We start from the raw sequence: 17,257 nt of genomic DNA, 5'->3' as shown, positions 1-17,257 counted from the left end.
CTGGCCGGCGGAATCATCGCCCAGGTCACGAATCTCGGCGTGCCGTATCTCCTGAGGTCGGTCGTGCTCGGCCTGACGTTCGCGGTGGCGTTCGTGTCGATGCGCGACCTCGGCTTCACGCCGAAGAGAAGCGCATCGATGCCGGAGGAGATCCGTCGCATTCTGCGATCATCGCTTCAGCACGGCCTTCGCAACGCGCCGGTGCGCTGGCTGATGCTCGCCGCACCGTTCCAGGCCGGTGTCGGGATCTACGCCTTCTACGCGATGCAGCCGTACCTTCTCGAGCTCTATGGACGCAGCGGATCGTATGCGGTCGCCGGCCTGGCGGCGGCCATCGTCGCGGGCGCCCAGATCGTCGGAGGCGCCCTTGTGCCCTATGCCGGCAGGGTATTTCGAAGGAGGACGACGCTGCTGCTCGCCGGGTCGGTGACGAGCGCGGCCGCGCTGGCCCTGATCGGGCTTGCGCCGAGTTTCGTGGCGGCCTTGGCGCTGATGGGACTGTGGGCCGTCGTGTTCGCCGCCACCATGCCGATCCGCCAGGCGTTCATCAACGGCCTGATACCATCCGAGGAGCGGGCCACGGTCCTGTCCTCCTACAATCTCCTCGGCTCGTCGGGAGGCGTCATCGTCCAGCCGGCTCTTGGCAGGGCCGCCGACGCGTGGGGCTACGCGACGTCCTACCTGGTCGGCGCCGGCGTCGAGCTGCTCGGGCTGCCGTTCATCATGCTCGCGCGGCGCGAGCGCGCCCCCTCGGACCCGATGCAGGAAGGCACTCCGGAATAGGAGGCATGCCCATGCGGATCGGATTCATCGGCGCTGGAAACATAGGAGGGACACTTGCGCGCCATCTCGCCAAGCTCGGACATCTGGTCTCGATTGCGAACTCGAGAGGACCGGAGAGCCTGACCGCGTTGGCGGCCGAGATCGGCGCGACGCCCGTTTCTGTCGTCACCGCCGCCCAAGCAGGAGAGATTGTCATGATCTCGATCCCAACGAAGGCCGTCGCTGTTCTTCCGCGGGAGCTGTTTGCGAATGTGCCTAGCAGAGTCGTCGTGATCGATACCGGCAACTACCATCCGGAGCTTCGCGATGGCCGCATCGATGCAATCGACCGGGGCATGCTTGACAGCCAGTGGGTCGCGCGGCAGATCGGGCGTCCCGTCGTCAAGGCGTTCAACAACATCGTGGCCAGGAGCCTGCTCGAGAAGGGCGCTCCGAGGGGAACGACGGGGCGGACAGCTCTCTCGGTCTTCGGCGATTCGTTGGACGCCAAGGCAACGGTGCTTCATCTTGTCGACGATCTTGGCTTCGACCCTGTCGACGGTGGCGATCTCGACAACTCCTGGCGGCAGCAGCCCGGAACGCCGGCCTACTGTCGGGATCTTGAAGCCACTGCTCTCCGGCGTGCGCTCACCGAAGCTGTTCGGAGCCGGATCGCCGAATACCGCGCCGAAGAGGAGGCTCGTATCGCCAGGGTGCCGCCGACGCTCAAGAGTCTCTGAGCGCCAGCGGCTCCCCGGCGAGACCCTAACCCTCGGCGGAGACGGGGCGCAGGCGGATCTCGATGCGGCGGTTCTTGGCCCGTCCTTCCTCGGTCTTGTTGGACGCGACCGGCTGGGAGTCGGCCACCGAGACGGCGCGCATGCGCTTGTTCGGGAGCCCCGAATTGGCGAAGAGCCGGACGACGCTCGCCGCACGGGCCCCGGCCAGCTCCCAATTCGACGGGTACTGCTTGGACAGCGTCGGACGGATCGGCTTGTTGTCCGAGTGCCCGATGACCAGGATCTGGTGCGACGATTTCCTGAGCTCGGTCGCGACCCTGCTGAGCACCGCCGTGCCGCTCTTGTCGAGCGACGCGGAGCCGGAGTCGAACAGGATGTCCTGGGACACGTTCACGCGCAGGCCGTCGCGCAGCTGTGTCACCTCGATCTGTCCCGCCTTCAGCTCCTTTTTGAGGCTCTTGACGAGGCCGTCGTAGGTCGCCTGCAGCTTGCGGGCCTCTTCCTCGCGCTCGTGCAGCTTCGAGCCGAGCTCCTCCCCCTGCGTCTGCTGGGTCGCAAGCTTTGACTCGAGCGCAGTCTTTTCGGTCTCGAGCGCGCTCTTCTCCTGCGCCAGCGTCTCGCCGTTGCGAGTGGCGTTCTCGGCTTCGTTCTTGAGCGCCTCGTTGCGCGCCGCCAGGGCGTCGCGCTCCTGCTCGACCTCATTGTATCGGACCGTCGAGACGCAGGCTGTCGAGGCTCCGCCGACGAGGGCTCCGGCCGCGAGCAGGGCCAGGGCACGGACGTGCGCGGAGCAGTGGGTCCGCCGTGAAGACCTCTGAGAATTCAGCAGCATCGGATCCTCCCTTTCGTTTGGGGCGCGGGAACAAGCCAGTGGCGAGGGGCGTCCCGCACCGATCGACATGGAGAATGTAGGAACCGCGCGCGCGCCGGGCAAGAGCGTTTGTGCGGGCGTCGTGCTCGTCAATGAGCCGGCGACGGAAGCTCCGGCTGGTGTCGCAAAGCCGTTCGCCGATGGGGCTGCGGGCAGCCCGCCACTCCTCATCTCTGCTCCGCGCGCGCCTCCGAGGCCTTCCGGGCACCCCCGGTGCTCGACGTTACTCCAGCCGGTGACCCTCATCTGGGCGCCCCCGGCTGCGACACAGGCTTGACGGGATCGAATCGGGATTGTGTGGGGGCTTCAAGCAGAACTCGCCGAGAGATCAAACAAGTTTGTGATCGGCTTGCTTCAGAAAGGTATCTAACCAATGTATGGGAAAGGAATTATGCGGGGCGTTCTGGTGAGCGTCCCGGAAGGTCATTTGGGGGGGCGCCATGGTCCGACTCAACCGGATCACGAACATATTTGGCATCGAGCGTTGCGGGTCCATTCCGGCGGCAGCGCGCGTCTTCGTCCTTGCCTTCCTGATCTGCCTGGCCACGGCCCACGGCTGGGCGGAGCAGAACGACCAGAAACAGCAGATGAGGGGCCTCGACGAGCAGATCCAGGAGATCAAATCAGACGTCCTCCGGATCACGGCGGAGCTGAGCCGGCTGGAGGAGAGGCTGCTGTATCCGTCGGGGACCCAGGTCGCGATCTTCGTCTCGCTGGCCAAGGGCGACTCGATGCGACTCGACGCCGTGCGGCTCAAGATCGACGGCCAGCTCGCGGCGCACTCGATCTACAGCCTCAAGGAGCTCGAGGCCCTGCGCAAGGGGGGCGTGCAACGCATCTACGTCGGCAATGTGACGACCGGGGATCACCAGCTCGAGGTGCTTGTCGACGGCAAGCTGGAGGGCGGAGCGGACTTCAGCCGCACCGACCACTTCGCCTTCCGCAAGGAAGTGAAGCCAAAGCTGCTGGGGCTGACGCTGGCCGGCTCGAATTCCAGCAAGCCCATCACGCTTGGGGAATGGTAACCGATGAAACGAGCGTCACACCGGCTCATGGGGCTCGGCCTGGTCCTGGGACTTGCCGTCCCTCCAGCCGTGTGTGCCGATCTGAGGGATCCTTATTTCGGCGATGCCCTCTATCACTTCTACCAGGGGCAGTATTTCGATGCGCTCCAGCGGCTCGACACCGAGCTCGCGCAGTACCACGGTCTCGATGAGCCCCGACTCGATACGCTTCACTACCACATCAACGACGCCGAATTCGATGTCGGCGACTTCGAGCTCAACTACCGCATGCACCTCCGCGCAGGGCGCGCCGTCAAGGCGGTGCTCGAAGGCGCCGTCGATGAAGCCGTGCGAAACGAGGCCGCTTTCAGGCTCGCCCGCATCCACTTCCAGAAGGATCAGCTCGACGATGCGCAGCAGGCGCTGGCGCGGATCCAGGGGAAGGTGCCCGAGGGGATCAGGGACGACGTCGAGTTTCTGCGGGCGAACATCGACATGGCCACGGGCCGGCCGGGCGACGCCGTCGAGGTGCTCAGGCAGCTGCGGAACGACCCGAACCTGGCGGGGTTTGCCGCCTACAACCTCGGCATCGCGCTGTTTCAGGACGGACGACCCAAGGAAGCGATCGAGCAGCTGGACAAGGCCGGGCAGCTGCCGGCCGGCGATCCCGCCGGTCTCGCGATCCGCGACAAGTCCAATCTGGTGCTCGGCACCATGCTGTTCGAGTCGAACGACTTTGAGCGGGCCAAGCACTCATGGGACCGCGTCCGCATCGAGGGACCGTTTTCGAACCTGGCTCTGCTGCGGGCAGGCTGGGCCGAAGCCTCGGCCCAGCAGTATGACCGCGCGCTCGTCCCGTGGAACATCCTGGTGGGGCGTGAGCCGACGGATGCCGCGGTCCAGGAAGCCGTACTTGCCGCGCCGCATGCCTACGCCAGCCTGAACCTGAACGGCCGCGCAGCGATCCTGTACGGCCAGGCGCTCGAGCTGTTCAGCAGCCAGATCGAAAGAGTGGACGCATCCATCGCCAGCATCCAGGAGGGGCGGTTTCTCAATGCGCTCGTCCGCGAAGAAAGCCGGCAGGACGAAACCTGGGTCATCCGCCTGCGCAGTCTGCCGGAGGCGCCGGAAACCTACTACCTGATGGAATTGATGGCCACGCACGATTTCCAGACCGCGCTGCACAACTACCTCGACCTCGAAGATCTCAAAGCGAGGCTGATGGCCTGGAAGACCGGCCTCGAGGCCTTCGACGACATCATCCGGCTGCGCCGGCAGAACTACGATCCGGTGCTGCCGGAGGTCGACGCCCAGTTCCGGGAGCTGGATTCGCTGATTCGCCTGCGACTCGAGCAGCGCAAGCACCTCGGCGAGCGCCTGCACGCGATGCTGACCGCGCCGCGGCCCGACGATCTGGCGACCGCGGAGGAGCTGACGGCCCTCGAGCGCATCGCACTCATCGAAAAACAGCTCGGCCGCTCCGATCGTCCCGAATCGCTCGCGCTTCGTGAACGCGCGGCCCGCCTGCGCGGCGTCGTCAGGTGGCGGCTGGAAACCGAGTACCCCGAGCGGCTGACCGCGGCCCACACGCACTTGAACGAATTGAACGCGGGAGTCGATGCTCTCACCCGGCAGTACGACTCCTTCGTCAGGACGAGGCAGGCGGCGACGCACAGCTATGTCGGCTACGACGCTCAGATCGAACGGCTCCGCGCGGGCGTCGGCGATGCTCTGCAGCGCGTCAGCAGCCTGATGGCCCGGCAGGGCACCCTGATCGAGACCGTCGCCATCAACCAGCTCAAAGCCCGACGGGAACGCCTGGTGGCCCAGCAGGCCCAGGCGCGGTTTGGCGTCGCCGACAGCTACGATCGGGCCGCGCGCGCCCAGCCCGGCGCAGAGGGACGCTGATGCGCCGCTTCGCCACTCCGATACTGCTCGCCCCGGCTCTCGTCGTCGGCTGCGCCGCGCGCCACCCGCAGGCGACGCTGGCCGATCTGCGCAAGGTGCGCCCGGACGTGCAGGACGTGACGGTCGAGCAGGGTCTCGATCAGGCGATGCAGGGCTACCGGCGCTTCCTCGAAGAGACGCCGGAGACGGCGATGACTCCCGAGGCGATGCGCCGTCTCGCGGACCTGGAAATCGAGAAGCAGTTCGGCATACGCGAGGGTGAAAGCAATCTGCGGCCCATAGCCGCTCCGCTGCTTGCCGAGAGACCCGCGGATGCGCAGGCCGACACGTCCCATCCGGCCGCTGCGGTCGCCGGCGCCGGGCCGCGGGAATCCGAACGGGATTTCGAGCGGCGCACGACCGCGGGGAGCGGGATGCCGGCGGGCGGCAGCGCCGGCGCCTCGCCGGCGGGCGCGGTGCCCGCTGAGGTCGATCCCAGCGGTCCACTCGAGGCCATCGCCCTCTATGAACGCCTGCTCAAGGATTATCCGAGTTACGAGAACAGCGACAAGGTCCTCTATCAGATGGCGCGTGCGTACGACGAGCTGGGTCGGACCGAAGAGGCCATGGCGACCATGGAGCGCATGATCCGGGCGAATCCGCACTCCGAGCATTACGTCGAAGTGCAGTTCAGGCGCGGCGAGTACTTCTTTACCCGCAGGCAATTTCGCGACGCCGAGAGCGCCTATTCAGCGGTCATCAGCCTGGACGTCGGCTCCTCGTTCTACGAGCTCGCTCTCTACAAGCTCGGCTGGACGTTCTACAAGCAGGATCTCTACGAGGAAGCCCTGCAAAAGTACGTGACGCTGCTCGACCACAAGGTATCGATCGGCTACAACTTCGATGAGACGCACGAGGAGGAGGACGATCGTCGCGTCGCCGATACCTTTCGAGTCATCAGCCTGAGCTTCAGCAACCTCGGCGGACCGCCGGCCATTCGGGAGTTCTTCTCCACTCTCGGGAGCCGCCCCTATGAGGATCGTATTTACAGCAATCTTGGCGAGCACTACCTTGCCAAGCTGCGCTACGACGACGCGGCGAAGACGTACAAGGCTTTCGTGGACCTCTATCCGTTCCACCGCGCCGCGCCGCGTTTCAGCATGCGCGTCATTGAGACTTTCACCCAGGGCGGGTTCCCCAAGCTCGTGCTCGAGTCGAAGCGGGAGTTCGCGTCCAAGTATGGGCTGAAGGCCGAATACTGGCGACACGTCAAACCTGAAGAATCGCCGGAGGTGCTGGCCTTCCTGAAGACGAACCTGAAGGACCTCGCCACGCATTATCACGCCCAGTATCAGAGCGAGCCGAAAGCGGAGGATAAGCTAGCGAATTATCGCGAGGCCCTCCGATGGTACGGAGAGTACCTCGAGTCCTTTCCGACGGACGCCGACTCGCCGCCCATCAATTACCGGCTCGCCGACCTGCTCCTGGAGAACAAGGATTTCAGCGAGGCGGCCAAGCAGTACGAGCACACGGCCTACGGATACCCGCCGCATCCGCAGTCGGCGGCCGCGGGCTACGCCGCGGTCTATGCATACCGCGAGCAGCTCAAGATTGCAGGCAAAGAGCAGCAGGATGCCGTCAAGCGCGAGACAGTCGCAAGCTCGCTCAGATTCGCCGACGCATTCCCGAAGCACGAACAGGCCGCGGCGGTGCTGGGAGCGGCCGCCGATGACCAGTACGAGTTGAAGGATTACCGGACCGCCGTCGCGATCGCCCAGCGCGTCATCGATAACTATCCCGACGCGAAGGCGGGTCTCCGGCGATCCGCGTGGGTTGTCGTCGCGCACGGCTCATTCGAGATCGCCGAGTACCCGCAGGCCGAAAAGGCCTACACCCAGGTGCTGGCGGTCACGCCGGAGGGCGACAAGTCGCGCGCCGCGCTCGTCGACAATCTTGCCGCCTCGATCTACAAGCAGGGTGAGATCGCGAACGCCGCCGGGGATTATCGCGCGGCGGCAGGCCACTTCCTGAGGATTCGCTCGGAAGCGCCTACCTCCAGCATCCGTCCGACGGCAGAGTACGACGCAGGCGCCGCATTGATCCGGTTGAAGGACTGGACGGCGGCGGCGGGCGTGCTCGAAGCGTTTCGCGCCGCCTACCCGCAGCACAAATTGCAGCTCGAGGCCACCCGAGAGCTCGCCAACGCCTACCGGGAGAGCGGCCAGCTGTCGCGGGCCGCCGAGGAGTACGAGCGGGTCGCATCCCAGTCCGGGGATGAGACCTTGCGAAGGGAGTCGCTGCTCGTCGCGGGAGACCTCTACGAGAAGTCCAATGCCCGGGATCGCGCGTTGGGCGCGTACCGGCGCTACGTCGACGAGTTTCCCCGGCCGGTCGAGGCGGCCCTCGAGACCCGCTTCAAGATCGCCGAGATACACAAGGCGGCGAACGACGTGCCGCTCTACCACCAGCAGCTGAAGGAAATCGTGCGCATCGATGCGGCCGCCGGGCCGGGGAGGAACGCCCGGACCCGGACGCTCGCCGGGCGTTCGGCACTGGTCCTCGCGGAGCAGGTCTACCAGGAATTCGCGGCTGTGAAGCTGCGGCAGCCGTTCGAGGCCAGCCTGAAGGAGAAGAAGAAGCGCATGGATGCCGCGATGGAGGCCATGGACGGGCTGGTGGAGTATGAAATCGGTGAAGTGACGGCGGCCGCAACGTATTACATGGCCGAGGTCTACTTCGATTTCAGCCGCTCGCTGACGGAGTCGGAGCGGCCGTCCGACCTGCAGCCCGCCGACCTGCAAGCGTACGAGCAGGCCCTCGACGAGGAGGCCTTTCCGTTCGAGGAGAAGGCCATCGGCCTGCACGAGAAGAACCTGGAATTGCTGCGGGCCGGCGTCTTCAACGCGTGGATCGAGAAGAGTCTCGGCAGACTCGCGGACATGGTGCCGGGGCGCTACGCAAAACACGAAATGAGCAACGGATTCCTCGACTCGATCGACAGCTATGTGTACCGACGTCCCGTGCCGCACCCCTCCGGTGAACCGGCCCCGACGGACGTGAAACCATGAAGACCCCTCTGATGCGTCGCGTCACCGTTGCGGTGGTGCTCGCGCCGGCTCTCATCGTCGGCTGCGCCTCCCAGTCCCCCAAGGCACCGGTGACGGAGCCGAGTGACGTGCGCCCGGCCGTCGCGGAGGCGAAGGTCGAGCGGGATCCGGGCGGGTTCACGATCACGCAGCCGGTGAGCGTCCCGTCCGGGGTGCGCGCCGACTACGAGGCGGCGGTGCGCATGCTGAACGAATCGCGGTACGAGCCGGGCATCGCCGCGCTGCTCAAGGTGACCGAACGGGCGCCCGAAGCGATGGCCGCGTACATCGATCTCGGCATCGCGTACGCGAGGACCGGCGACCTGGACCACGCTGAGGCCAGCCTGCACAAGGCGCTGGAATTGAGTCCCAAACATCCCGCAGCCTACAACGAGCTCGGTCTGGTGCAGCGGCGCAAGGGGCAGTTTGCGCTGGCGCGCGCCAGTTATGAGGCGGCCCTGGCACAGTTCCCCGACTTTCATTATGCGCACAGGAACCTTGCCATCCTGTGCGACCTGTATCTCGGGGATACCGCGTGCGCGCTGGAGCATTACGAGGCGTACAGCCGGATCGTTCCCGATGACGCCGATGTCGTCAAATGGATTGCCGACCTTCGCAACCGCAAAAGCAAGAAGGAGAAACCATGAGCCGGAGCATGTTGTTGGTGCTGCTGCTGGCGACCGGTGTGGCGCTGGCCGATGATGCGCCCAAGGCCAAGAAGGAAGCCGCGAAGAAGGAAGACGCGAAGAAAGAGGACCCGACGTTGGGCATGTCCATCCTGGGCAATCAGGAAACGCCCAAGTCGCTGGTCATAGTTCCCTGGAAGAGCTCGAAACTCGGCGACACGGCCGGCTTCTCGCCGATGCTCGACGACTCCAGGGAGCCCGTCGACAAGGAAGTCTTCATGCGGGCCCTGAGCTACTACGAGATCAGGTCAGGTCGGAAGTGATGCGATGAACCACTTCAACAGCCTCAGGAGCAAGGAGGAGTCATGAGCTTTACGGAGCTGCTGGGAAACGTCGGATTATTCGGAGCCGCGGTCATGTGTTGTCTCGCCGCGCTCTCCATCTTTTCGGTGGGACTGATCGTGGACAAGCACCGCCGCTTCCGCCTGGCCACGCGTCAGTCGCAGATGTTCAAGCCCGTGTTCGGGAAGTTCCTCCACGGGGGAGAGGTCCAGGAACTGATCGACGCCCTGGGGAAGCACCAGGTCTCCCACGTGGCGCAGGTGGTCTCGGCGGGCATCCTCGAGTACGAGGGCGTGCGCCAGACCGGAGGCGATCCGGTCGCCTCGCTCGAGCTCGTCACGAGCGCCCTCAGGGACTCCATGTCCGAGGTGCTGATCCAGCTGAAGCGGGGTCTCGGGTTCCTGGCCACGATCGGCTCCATCGCCCCGTTCATCGGCCTCTTCGGCACCGTGGTCGGGATCATCAACGCCTTCCGGGGCATCGCGGCCACGGGGTCCGGCGGGATGGCCGCGGTCTCGGGCGGCATTGCCGAGGCCCTGGTCGCGACCGCCCTGGGCATCTTCGTCGCGATCCCGGCCGTCGTCGCCTTCAACCAGTTCACGGGCAGGCTCGAGAATTTCCACGTCGAGATGAACCGGGCTTCGTCACAGCTCGTGAACTGCCTGTTCAAGGTGCCGGAGGTCATGGCGCGGGAGAGCAAGCCGCTGGTCAAAATGACGGGGACGGCCCATGCGGCTCGGTGAGCCGGCCAGGCTGCAGGCGGTCATCAACGTCACGCCGCTCGTCGACGTGGTGCTGGTGCTGCTGATCATCTTCATGGTGATGGCGCCGACCCTGAGTAAGGGACCGGATGTCGACCTGCCGAACACGAAGAAGCCGCGCGAGCAGGGCGACGAGAGGACCCGGATCCTGGTCACCATCGACCAGGCCGGCGGGCTGTGGATCGAGGATCAGCCGGTCGCAGCCGAGCGTTTCGGCGAAAGTCTGCGCGCCGCGGCTGGCGACGATCCGGATCTCAAGGTCGTGATCCGGGGCGACGCGCGGCTCCGCCTCGGCGAAGTCCGGCAGGCCATGCTCGTGATCGAGCAGGCCGGCTTCCACGGGGTGGGGTTGATCGCCAAGCGCGCCGGCGCCAAGGCGCAGGGAGACTGACATCATGCAGCTCAACAGTGGCGCATCCGGCTCCGACCTGCATTCCGAGATCAACGTCACGCCGCTCGTCGACGTGGTCCTCGTGCTGCTGATCATCTTCATGGTCGTCGTCCCCCTCCTCCTGCAGGGCTACGACGTGAACATCGCTCGAACCTCCGCCGATGCCGTGCCCGCGCAGGCCGAGGAATCGCAGGTGATCCTGACCATCGTGCCCACGGACTGCCGCATCCTCGAGCCGCCGCCGGGGGAGGGGCTCCCCGCCGACTGTCGCGTGACCCTGGCCGATCGCGAGATCCCTGCGGCCGACCTGCCCGCGCGCGTGGCGGAGATCCTGGGCGGCCGGCCCGCGGACAAGCGCGTGCTGTTCCTCGCAGCCGACAACCGCTTGAACTACGAGGGGGTCCTGCGCATCGTCGATCTCGCGAAATCGAAGGTGGACGACTTGACGATCGAATTCATCACGACCGACTGAGGTGGTTCCTTGGCTACAACCGTGGGATCCGGAAGAAGCGTGTCTGTAACATCCGGGGCTCCGTCCACCCGCAGCATGCTGACGAGCCTCGCGATCCATGTCCTCGCGATGGTCCTGGTGCTGCTGGTGCCGGCGGAGGCGCTGAGCCGCAGCCCGCGCCCCAAAACAGAGGTCGACGTCGTCTTCCATCGTCCACCGCGGATCGAGGTCTCCGCGCCCGCGGCCCCTCGTCCTCCGTCGCGAGAGGCGTCTACGGCCCGGCTCCCACCCTCCCCGGTCGTTCCGCCGAAGCCGAGTCCAGCCGCGCCGGGAGAGCCGGCCCCGGTGGCGGAGGCATCGCCACGGCAGAGGGTGGGAAATTCCGGCATCCTGGCATTCCGGGACCAGCTCGCGAGCCTGGCACGGGACAAGAAGATCGCGCCGCGCCTCGGAGCCGAGGCGCGTTACGGCGCTGCCAATGACGTGGGCAAGCCATCGTCACCCTCCACGTTGACGACCAATGCGCCGGGCTCGAGCGGCGGCATCAACCTCGCCTCGCTGAGCCACAGCGTGGGAGGTGGCAGCGGAGGCGGGGAAGGCGGAATTCCGGGCGTGGCAGTGGGCCGCGCGACCAGCCCGATCGCTGGAGGTGGCGGCGGCGGAGGTGGCGGCGGCGGAAGCGGCGGTGTCGGCGGCCGACCGCTGTCGCGCGGCGGGCCGGGCCCTTCCCGCACCGACGAAGAGATACAGATCGTGTTCGACCGCTACAAGGCGTCGTTCTACCGGCTCTACAACCGGGCGCTGCGCAATGACCCCACCTTGAAGGGCCAGATGGTGCTGCGTCTGACGATCGAGGCGGACGGCAGCGTGTCGATGTGCAAGCTGCAGTCGTCCGACATGAATGCGCCGGATCTCGCGGCCCAGGTCGTGAACATCGTCCGGACGATCAATTTCGGAGCCAAGGACGGCGTGCAGGCGCTGACGATCGCGTACCCGATCGACTTCCTGCCGGCGGCGTGAAGCCGGGGAGGATTTGAAGAAGCTGAGATTCGACGCGATTTTGACAAAGGCAAAGCCATCGAAAGATGGCGACGCAAAGTCACCGGTCTAACGAGCCCTGGGAGGGGCCCCAAGACGGCGGGACCGCCAGAATCCGTCCACATGGACGGCCTCGCTCCCTCCCTCCAGCGACGAATCACCGGTTCAGGGGAGCAAGGGCGACCATGACTGTCAGGGATTCAATCGGTGCGAAGGCGCTGCTCTTCTTCGCACTGTCTCTGCTGACCGCCGTCCCGGCGCTGGCGATCAATTGCGTCGCCGACGCCGGCGGGATCGTCGACGGATTCGTCAATTACCCCGTCCCTCCCCCCCAGATCAACATCGACGGCAATTGCAGGATCCGGAACTACCCCGCGTCCAACCCGATGACCAGCAACTTCAGCTTCGACGGCACCCTCAGGGGGGTGCTGGTCATCTTCGACAGCGTCGTGTTCACGGGCAACATGTCGTGCAACGCCAGTCACGAGAACAAGCTCTGGTTCGTCAACGGCTCGACAAGCACGCTCAATCAAGGCTGCCAGAACATCCTGATCCCGGTCGAGAAGATCGACAAGCAGGATCCGCCGGGCCCGCCCTTCGTCACCGTCGGTGTCCCCTTCACCTGGAAGCTGATCATCCCGGTCCTGTTCGACCCGGCCACGGGCACCATTCTCGACAATCAAGGGTCGCCGAACGACCTGCACAGCATCACGGTCGTCGACGACCTCAACGCCACGGGTGTGGATCTCACCTATGTGAGCCACACCGCCACCTGGCTCGACGACGGCACGCCGGTGCCGCACACGTTCACGAACGTCGGCAACGTGCTCACCTTCGACAACATCCCCATCGTCAGGGCCGGGCGGCAGTTCGTCATCAACCTGACGGTCGTCCTGAACAACACGCCGACGAACGTCGTGGGGAAGCAGTTCGTCAACACCGCCAAGTGGGACTTCGGACGGCTCATCGACAAGGTGTTCTACGAGCCGCTGCCGGGCGAGAACGGCATCTCGCCGCCTCTGACCATCTCCGGGCCCGTGCTCGTCGTCAACAAGTCGGGTCCCGCGACGATGAACCTGGGGCAATGGGGCAACTTCGCACTCGACGTCCAGAACACCGGGTCGATCGACGCCTGGGACGTCTCCCTCCGCGACCTCTTCCCGGACGGCCCGACGGGCGGCATGTGCGACATCGCGCCCCAGATCCTGAACGCCCGGGTCTTCGCCGCCGACGGCGTGACCCCGGTTCCGGGCAAGGGCCCGCTCGTCGCCGGCACCGATTACACGCTGAGCTGGACCGGCCAGCCCGCCTGCCGCCTTGACCTCACGATGCTGACCCCCGCGGCGCGCATCGGGGCGAGCGAGCGATTGATCGTCCAGTACCGCACCCAGCTCGACGCCGGCACGCAGGACGGCATCACGCTCACCAACGTCGCCGGCGCCATCCAGTGGTTCAACGGCGACAGCAGCAACCCCAACCGCATCGTCACCAACCGCACGCTCACCAACGGCACCGTCGGTGTCGCGGACCACGAGGACGCCCACACCGTAACGGTCGACCTCTTCGGCTACTTCTTCGAGAAGACGGTCGTGGATCTCACCAGCGGGGCGAGTCCCGCGACGACGGCCGCGCCCGGCGACAGGCTGCGCTACACGCTGCGCTTCCAGACCACCGACCAGCCACTCGCCAACTTCCGCATCGACGACGTGATGGACGCCATGAACGCCGTGCCGGCTTTCGCGGCCGGCACCCTGACGATCGTGAGCGTCCCTCCCGGCGCCGACGTCAGCAACACGAACAGCGCGGGCGGCCCCAGCGGCACGGGAGTCCTCGACGTCCGCAACCTGAGTCTGCCGCTGGGCAGCCAGCTCGTCGTCCAGTTCGACATCACCCTGAAGCCGGCCCTCGCCAACGGCTCGGTCATCAGCAACCAGGCGACGTTCCGTGCCGCCAGCGGCACGGCCCTCGGCGTGAGCGACGACCCGACCGTCAACGGCATCGCCGATCCCTTCGTTGCGGGCGACGAGGATCCGACGCGGGTGACGATCGTGTCCGCAGCCGCCTTCCGGGTGCAGAAGATTTCGACGGACCTCACCGGCGACCCGAACGTCCTGCTCGCCGGCGAGACGCTCCGCTACACCATCACGGTCAAGAACATCGGCAATGAAGACGCCGTGAACGTGGTGCTGCGCGACGCGGTGCCGCCCGTGAACACCACCTACGTCGCCGGCAGCACGACCCTGAACGGTACTGTGGTCGCGGACGTCGCGGGCCTGTCGCCGCTCGTGAACGGCATGCCGATCCACTCGCCGGCCAATCCGACGCCGGGTTCGATGCCGGCCGACGCGTCCGGCAACCCGGCCAACGTCGCCACCATCACCTTCGACGTGGTCGTGATCCCGACCGTCGCCGACGGCACGGTGATCTCGAACCAGGGCTTCGTCAGCGCCGTGTCGAACGGCGTCATCGACCAGCCGTCCGACGATCCGGACACGCCGATCCCCAACGATCCGACCCGGGACATCGTCGGCAACCATCCGCTGCTGTACGCCACGAAGCAGGTCGCGCTGTTCGTCGATCTGGGAACGCCGGGCGTCGTCGATCCGGGCGACACGCTGCGCTACACGATCACCGTCCAGAACTCCGCCGCGATCCCCGCCACAGGCGTCGTCCTGACCGACGCGGTTCCGGCCAATACGACCTACGTCGCGAACACGACGGTGTTGAACGGGTTGCCGGTCGGGCAGCCGGACGGCGGCGTTGCCCCGCTCGCCTCGGGCATCAACATCAGCTCGTCCGACCTGACGCCGCCGCTGCCGGGTCCGGGCGCCGGCACGATCTCGCCCGGCGCCACCGCGGTCCTCCAGTACGACCTGCGCGTCAACGCCGGCACCCCCGCGGGCACGCTGATCAGCAACCAGGCGGTCGTGACGAGCACGGGGCAGCCGAGCCTGCTCACCGACGGCGACGGCAATCCCGGGAACGGCGCCCAGCCGACGGTCGTCGTGGTCGGCGCGGTGCAACAGCTCTCGATCACGAAGCAGGTCCTCGTGGTCGGCGGAGGCCCGGCCCTGCCCGGCTCCACGCTGGAGTACCTAGTGACGGCGACGAACATCGCGGCGGTCCCCGCCCTGAGCGTGGTCCTCACCGACACCCTGCCGCCCGGCCAGCTCGCCTACGTGCCTGGGTCCGCTGTCATGAACGGTTCGGCGGCCGGCGTCAGCGTCGCCGGTTCGACGATCACCGCCGACTACGGCGCGCTCAACGGTCCGCTGGCGCCGGGCGGGAGCGTGACGCTCAGGTTCCGGGCCGTCCTCAACCCGGCGCTCGCGCTGGGCACGGTCGTCACGAACACCGGCGTGGTCACCTGGAACACGCCCACCCAGACGGCGAGCGCCAGCGTTTCGATCGTCGTCGGCAGCATCCCCGGCTTTGCCGTTCTCAACGGCGCGGTCTGGCACGACGCCAATTTCGACAACGTCAAGGGTGCCGGCGAGCGCCCGCTGGCCGGCTGGACGGTCGACCTGTACCGCGACAACGTGCTGTGGAATTCGGTGCTGACGGACGCCGCCGGCGCCTATCGCATCGTCGGCGTCGAGCCGAACGATCTCAACGGCGTGCAGTACGAGCTGCGGTTCCGCGCCCCGGGCGCGGGCCCGAACACCGCGATGCTCGGCCGGGCGTCCTCGCTGTTCACCAACGGACTGCAGCGGATCAGCGACATCATCGCGCCGTCCGGCGGGAATCTGCAAGGCCTGAACCTGCCGATCGATCCGAACGGCGTGGTCTACAACTCGATGGCGCGCACGCCGGTCGCCGGGGCGACCCTGACCCTGCTGGCGGCCGGCAGCGCCACCGCGTTGCCGGCGGGCTGCTTCGACGATCCGGTCCAGCAGGGGCAGGTCACGCTCGCGGACGGTTACTACAAGTTCGACATCAACTTCAGCGACCCCGCCTGCCCGAGCGGCGGTGACTACCTCATCCAGGTCGCGGTGCCTCCGGGAACGACCTACGTCGCCGGCCCGTCGCAGATCATCCCGCCGGCGTCCGGCCCGGCGCCCCCGCCGTTCTCGGTGCCGGCCTGCCCGGGCAGCGCCAGCGACGTCATCCCGGCCACCGCGCTGTTCTGCGAGGTGCAGCCTTCGGAGTTCGCGCCGGCGACCTCGGTGCCGGCACGCAGCGCGGGCACGGTCTACTACCTTCGCCTCATGCTGGACGGCAGCCAGCCGCCCGGCTCGAGCCAGATCTTCGACAACCACATTCCGCTCGATCCTCAGATCAACGGCTCGATCGCAATCTCCAAGACGACGCCGCTGATCAACGTGACCCGCGGGCAGCTGGTTCCGTACGTGATCGACGTGCACAACGTGGCGGGCCTGTTGCTCACCGACGTGAGCATCGTCGATCGCTTCCCGGCGGGATTCAGCTACGTCAAGGGCTCCGCGGTTCTCGACGGCGTCCCGACCGAGCCGTCGGTCGCGGGTCGCGAGCTTCGATGGAACGGGCTCGTCATCGCGGGCACCGAGTCGCACACGGTGAAGTTGCTGCTCGCCGTGGGCGCCGGCGTCAGCGAGGGGGAGTACGTGAACCGCGCGCAGGTGCTCATCGGCATCACCGGCGCCCCGATCTCCGGCGAAGCGACCGCCACCGTGCGGATCGTGCCCGACCCGACGTTCGACTGCACCGACGTCATCGGCAAGGTCTTCAACGACGCCAATCGCAACCGCGTGCAGGACGACGGCGAAGGCGGCCTGGCCGGCGTGCGTGTGGTGACCGATCGGGGTCTGGCGGCGACGACGGATCGATACGGGCGGTACCACATCACCTGCGCCATCACGCCCCATGAGGGCCGTGGCAGCAATTTCGTCCTGAAGCTCGACGACCGGACCCTGCCGAGCGGCTTCCGGATGTCGACGGACCAGCTGCAGGTCAAGCGCGCCACGCGGGGCAAGGCCCTGCGCATCGATTTCGGGGCGTCGATCCACCGCGTGGTCGCCATCGACCTGTCCGATGCGGCGTTCGAGCCGGGCTCGACCGACATCCGCGTCCAATGGCGCCCGCGAATCAATCTATTGGTCCAGGAGCTGCGGAAGGCGCCGGCGGTCCTGCGGCTGTCCTACGTCGCCGATACGGAGGACGCGGCCCTGGTCGACCGGCGGGTGAAAGCGGTCAAGCGGCAGGTGACCGATGCCTGGGACGCGGCGAACTCCTACCCGCTCACCATCGAGCCCGAAATCTTCTGGCGCCGGGGCGGCCCGCCCAAGCAACCCGACGTGCGCGCGCCGGGCGGCGGGTGAC

The 17,257-nt window shown here is 66.7% G+C and carries 13 protein-coding genes and 1 riboswitch; of the genes, 12 read left to right on the top strand and 1 reads right to left on the bottom strand.

Going from position 1 to position 17,257, the window contains the following annotated elements; all coding sequences use genetic code 11:
• Together VEW47_00635 and VEW47_00630 are read left to right on the top strand one after the other, a co-directional pair.
• The coding region (locus VEW47_00635; protein HYS03675.1) for an MFS transporter at window positions 1-783 on the top strand (783 nt) is incomplete at its 5' end.
• Window positions 784-794: 11 nt separating this feature from the next.
• Window positions 795-1,502, top strand: coding sequence for an NAD(P)-binding domain-containing protein (locus VEW47_00630; GenBank protein HYS03674.1), 708 nt, complete (start codon window positions 795-797; stop codon window positions 1,500-1,502).
• Between the two features lie 25 nt (window positions 1,503-1,527).
• Here VEW47_00630 and VEW47_00625 read toward each other — a convergent pair whose 3' ends face one another.
• Entirely contained in the window at window positions 1,528-2,334 is an 807-nt protein-coding gene (locus tag VEW47_00625; protein HYS03673.1) for an OmpA family protein, read from the bottom strand.
• Between the two features lie 479 nt (window positions 2,335-2,813).
• On the opposite strand from VEW47_00625, the gene VEW47_00620 reads away from it, so the two are divergent.
• From VEW47_00620 to VEW47_00575, 10 genes are all read left to right on the top strand, one after another.
• The gene (locus VEW47_00620) at window positions 2,814-3,398 is read left to right on the top strand and encodes a hypothetical protein (GenBank protein ID HYS03672.1); all 585 of its coding nucleotides are present in this window, start codon (window positions 2,814-2,816) and stop codon (window positions 3,396-3,398) included.
• A 3-nt stretch (window positions 3,399-3,401) separates the two neighbouring features.
• Window positions 3,402-5,285, top strand: a complete 1,884-nt coding sequence (locus VEW47_00615) for a tetratricopeptide repeat protein (protein HYS03671.1) — start codon at window positions 3,402-3,404, stop codon at window positions 5,283-5,285.
• Window positions 5,285-8,332, top strand: a complete 3,048-nt coding sequence (locus tag VEW47_00610) for a tetratricopeptide repeat protein (protein ID HYS03670.1) — start codon at window positions 5,285-5,287, stop codon at window positions 8,330-8,332. The genes VEW47_00615 and VEW47_00610 overlap by 1 nt, the downstream gene beginning before the upstream one ends.
• A gap of 11 nt (window positions 8,333-8,343) precedes the next feature.
• The gene (locus VEW47_00605) at window positions 8,344-8,997 is read left to right on the top strand and encodes a tetratricopeptide repeat protein (protein HYS03669.1); all 654 of its coding nucleotides are present in this window, start codon (window positions 8,344-8,346) and stop codon (window positions 8,995-8,997) included.
• The gene (locus VEW47_00600; protein ID HYS03668.1) at window positions 8,994-9,299 is read left to right on the top strand and encodes a hypothetical protein; all 306 of its coding nucleotides are present in this window, start codon (window positions 8,994-8,996) and stop codon (window positions 9,297-9,299) included. The genes VEW47_00605 and VEW47_00600 overlap by 4 nt, the downstream gene beginning before the upstream one ends.
• A 42-nt stretch (window positions 9,300-9,341) precedes the next feature.
• The gene (locus VEW47_00595) at window positions 9,342-10,061 is read left to right on the top strand and encodes a MotA/TolQ/ExbB proton channel family protein (protein HYS03667.1); all 720 of its coding nucleotides are present in this window, start codon (window positions 9,342-9,344) and stop codon (window positions 10,059-10,061) included.
• Window positions 10,048-10,470 carry a biopolymer transporter ExbD gene (locus VEW47_00590; protein HYS03666.1) on the top strand — a complete coding sequence of 141 codons (423 nt, stop codon included), beginning with the start codon at window positions 10,048-10,050 and terminating at the stop codon, window positions 10,468-10,470. Before VEW47_00595 ends, VEW47_00590 begins: the two co-directional genes overlap by 14 nt.
• 4 nt (window positions 10,471-10,474) lie before the next feature.
• The gene (locus VEW47_00585; GenBank protein HYS03665.1) at window positions 10,475-10,942 is read left to right on the top strand and encodes a biopolymer transporter ExbD; all 468 of its coding nucleotides are present in this window, start codon (window positions 10,475-10,477) and stop codon (window positions 10,940-10,942) included.
• 39 nt (window positions 10,943-10,981) lie between these two features.
• Window positions 10,982-11,941 (top strand): AgmX/PglI C-terminal domain-containing protein, encoded by a 960-nt coding sequence (locus VEW47_00580; protein ID HYS03664.1) that lies wholly within the window; start codon window positions 10,982-10,984, stop codon window positions 11,939-11,941.
• 38 nt (window positions 11,942-11,979) lie between these two features.
• A riboswitch (cyclic di-GMP riboswitch) is annotated at window positions 11,980-12,072 on the top strand.
• Window positions 12,073-12,144: 72 nt separating this feature from the next.
• A complete protein-coding gene (locus tag VEW47_00575) occupies window positions 12,145-17,256 on the top strand; it encodes a hypothetical protein (GenBank protein HYS03663.1) in 5,112 nt (1,703 codons plus the stop codon).
• The last annotated feature ends 1 nt before the right edge of the window (window position 17,257 follow it).

The sequence above is a fragment of the Candidatus Dormiibacterota bacterium genome, from assembly GCA_035635555.1.
Lineage (GTDB): Bacteria > Acidobacteriota > Polarisedimenticolia > Gp22-AA2 > Gp22-AA2 > Gp22-AA3.
Note: the sequence above shows the minus strand (reverse complement) of the source record. Positions and strands in the feature narration are given on the sequence as shown.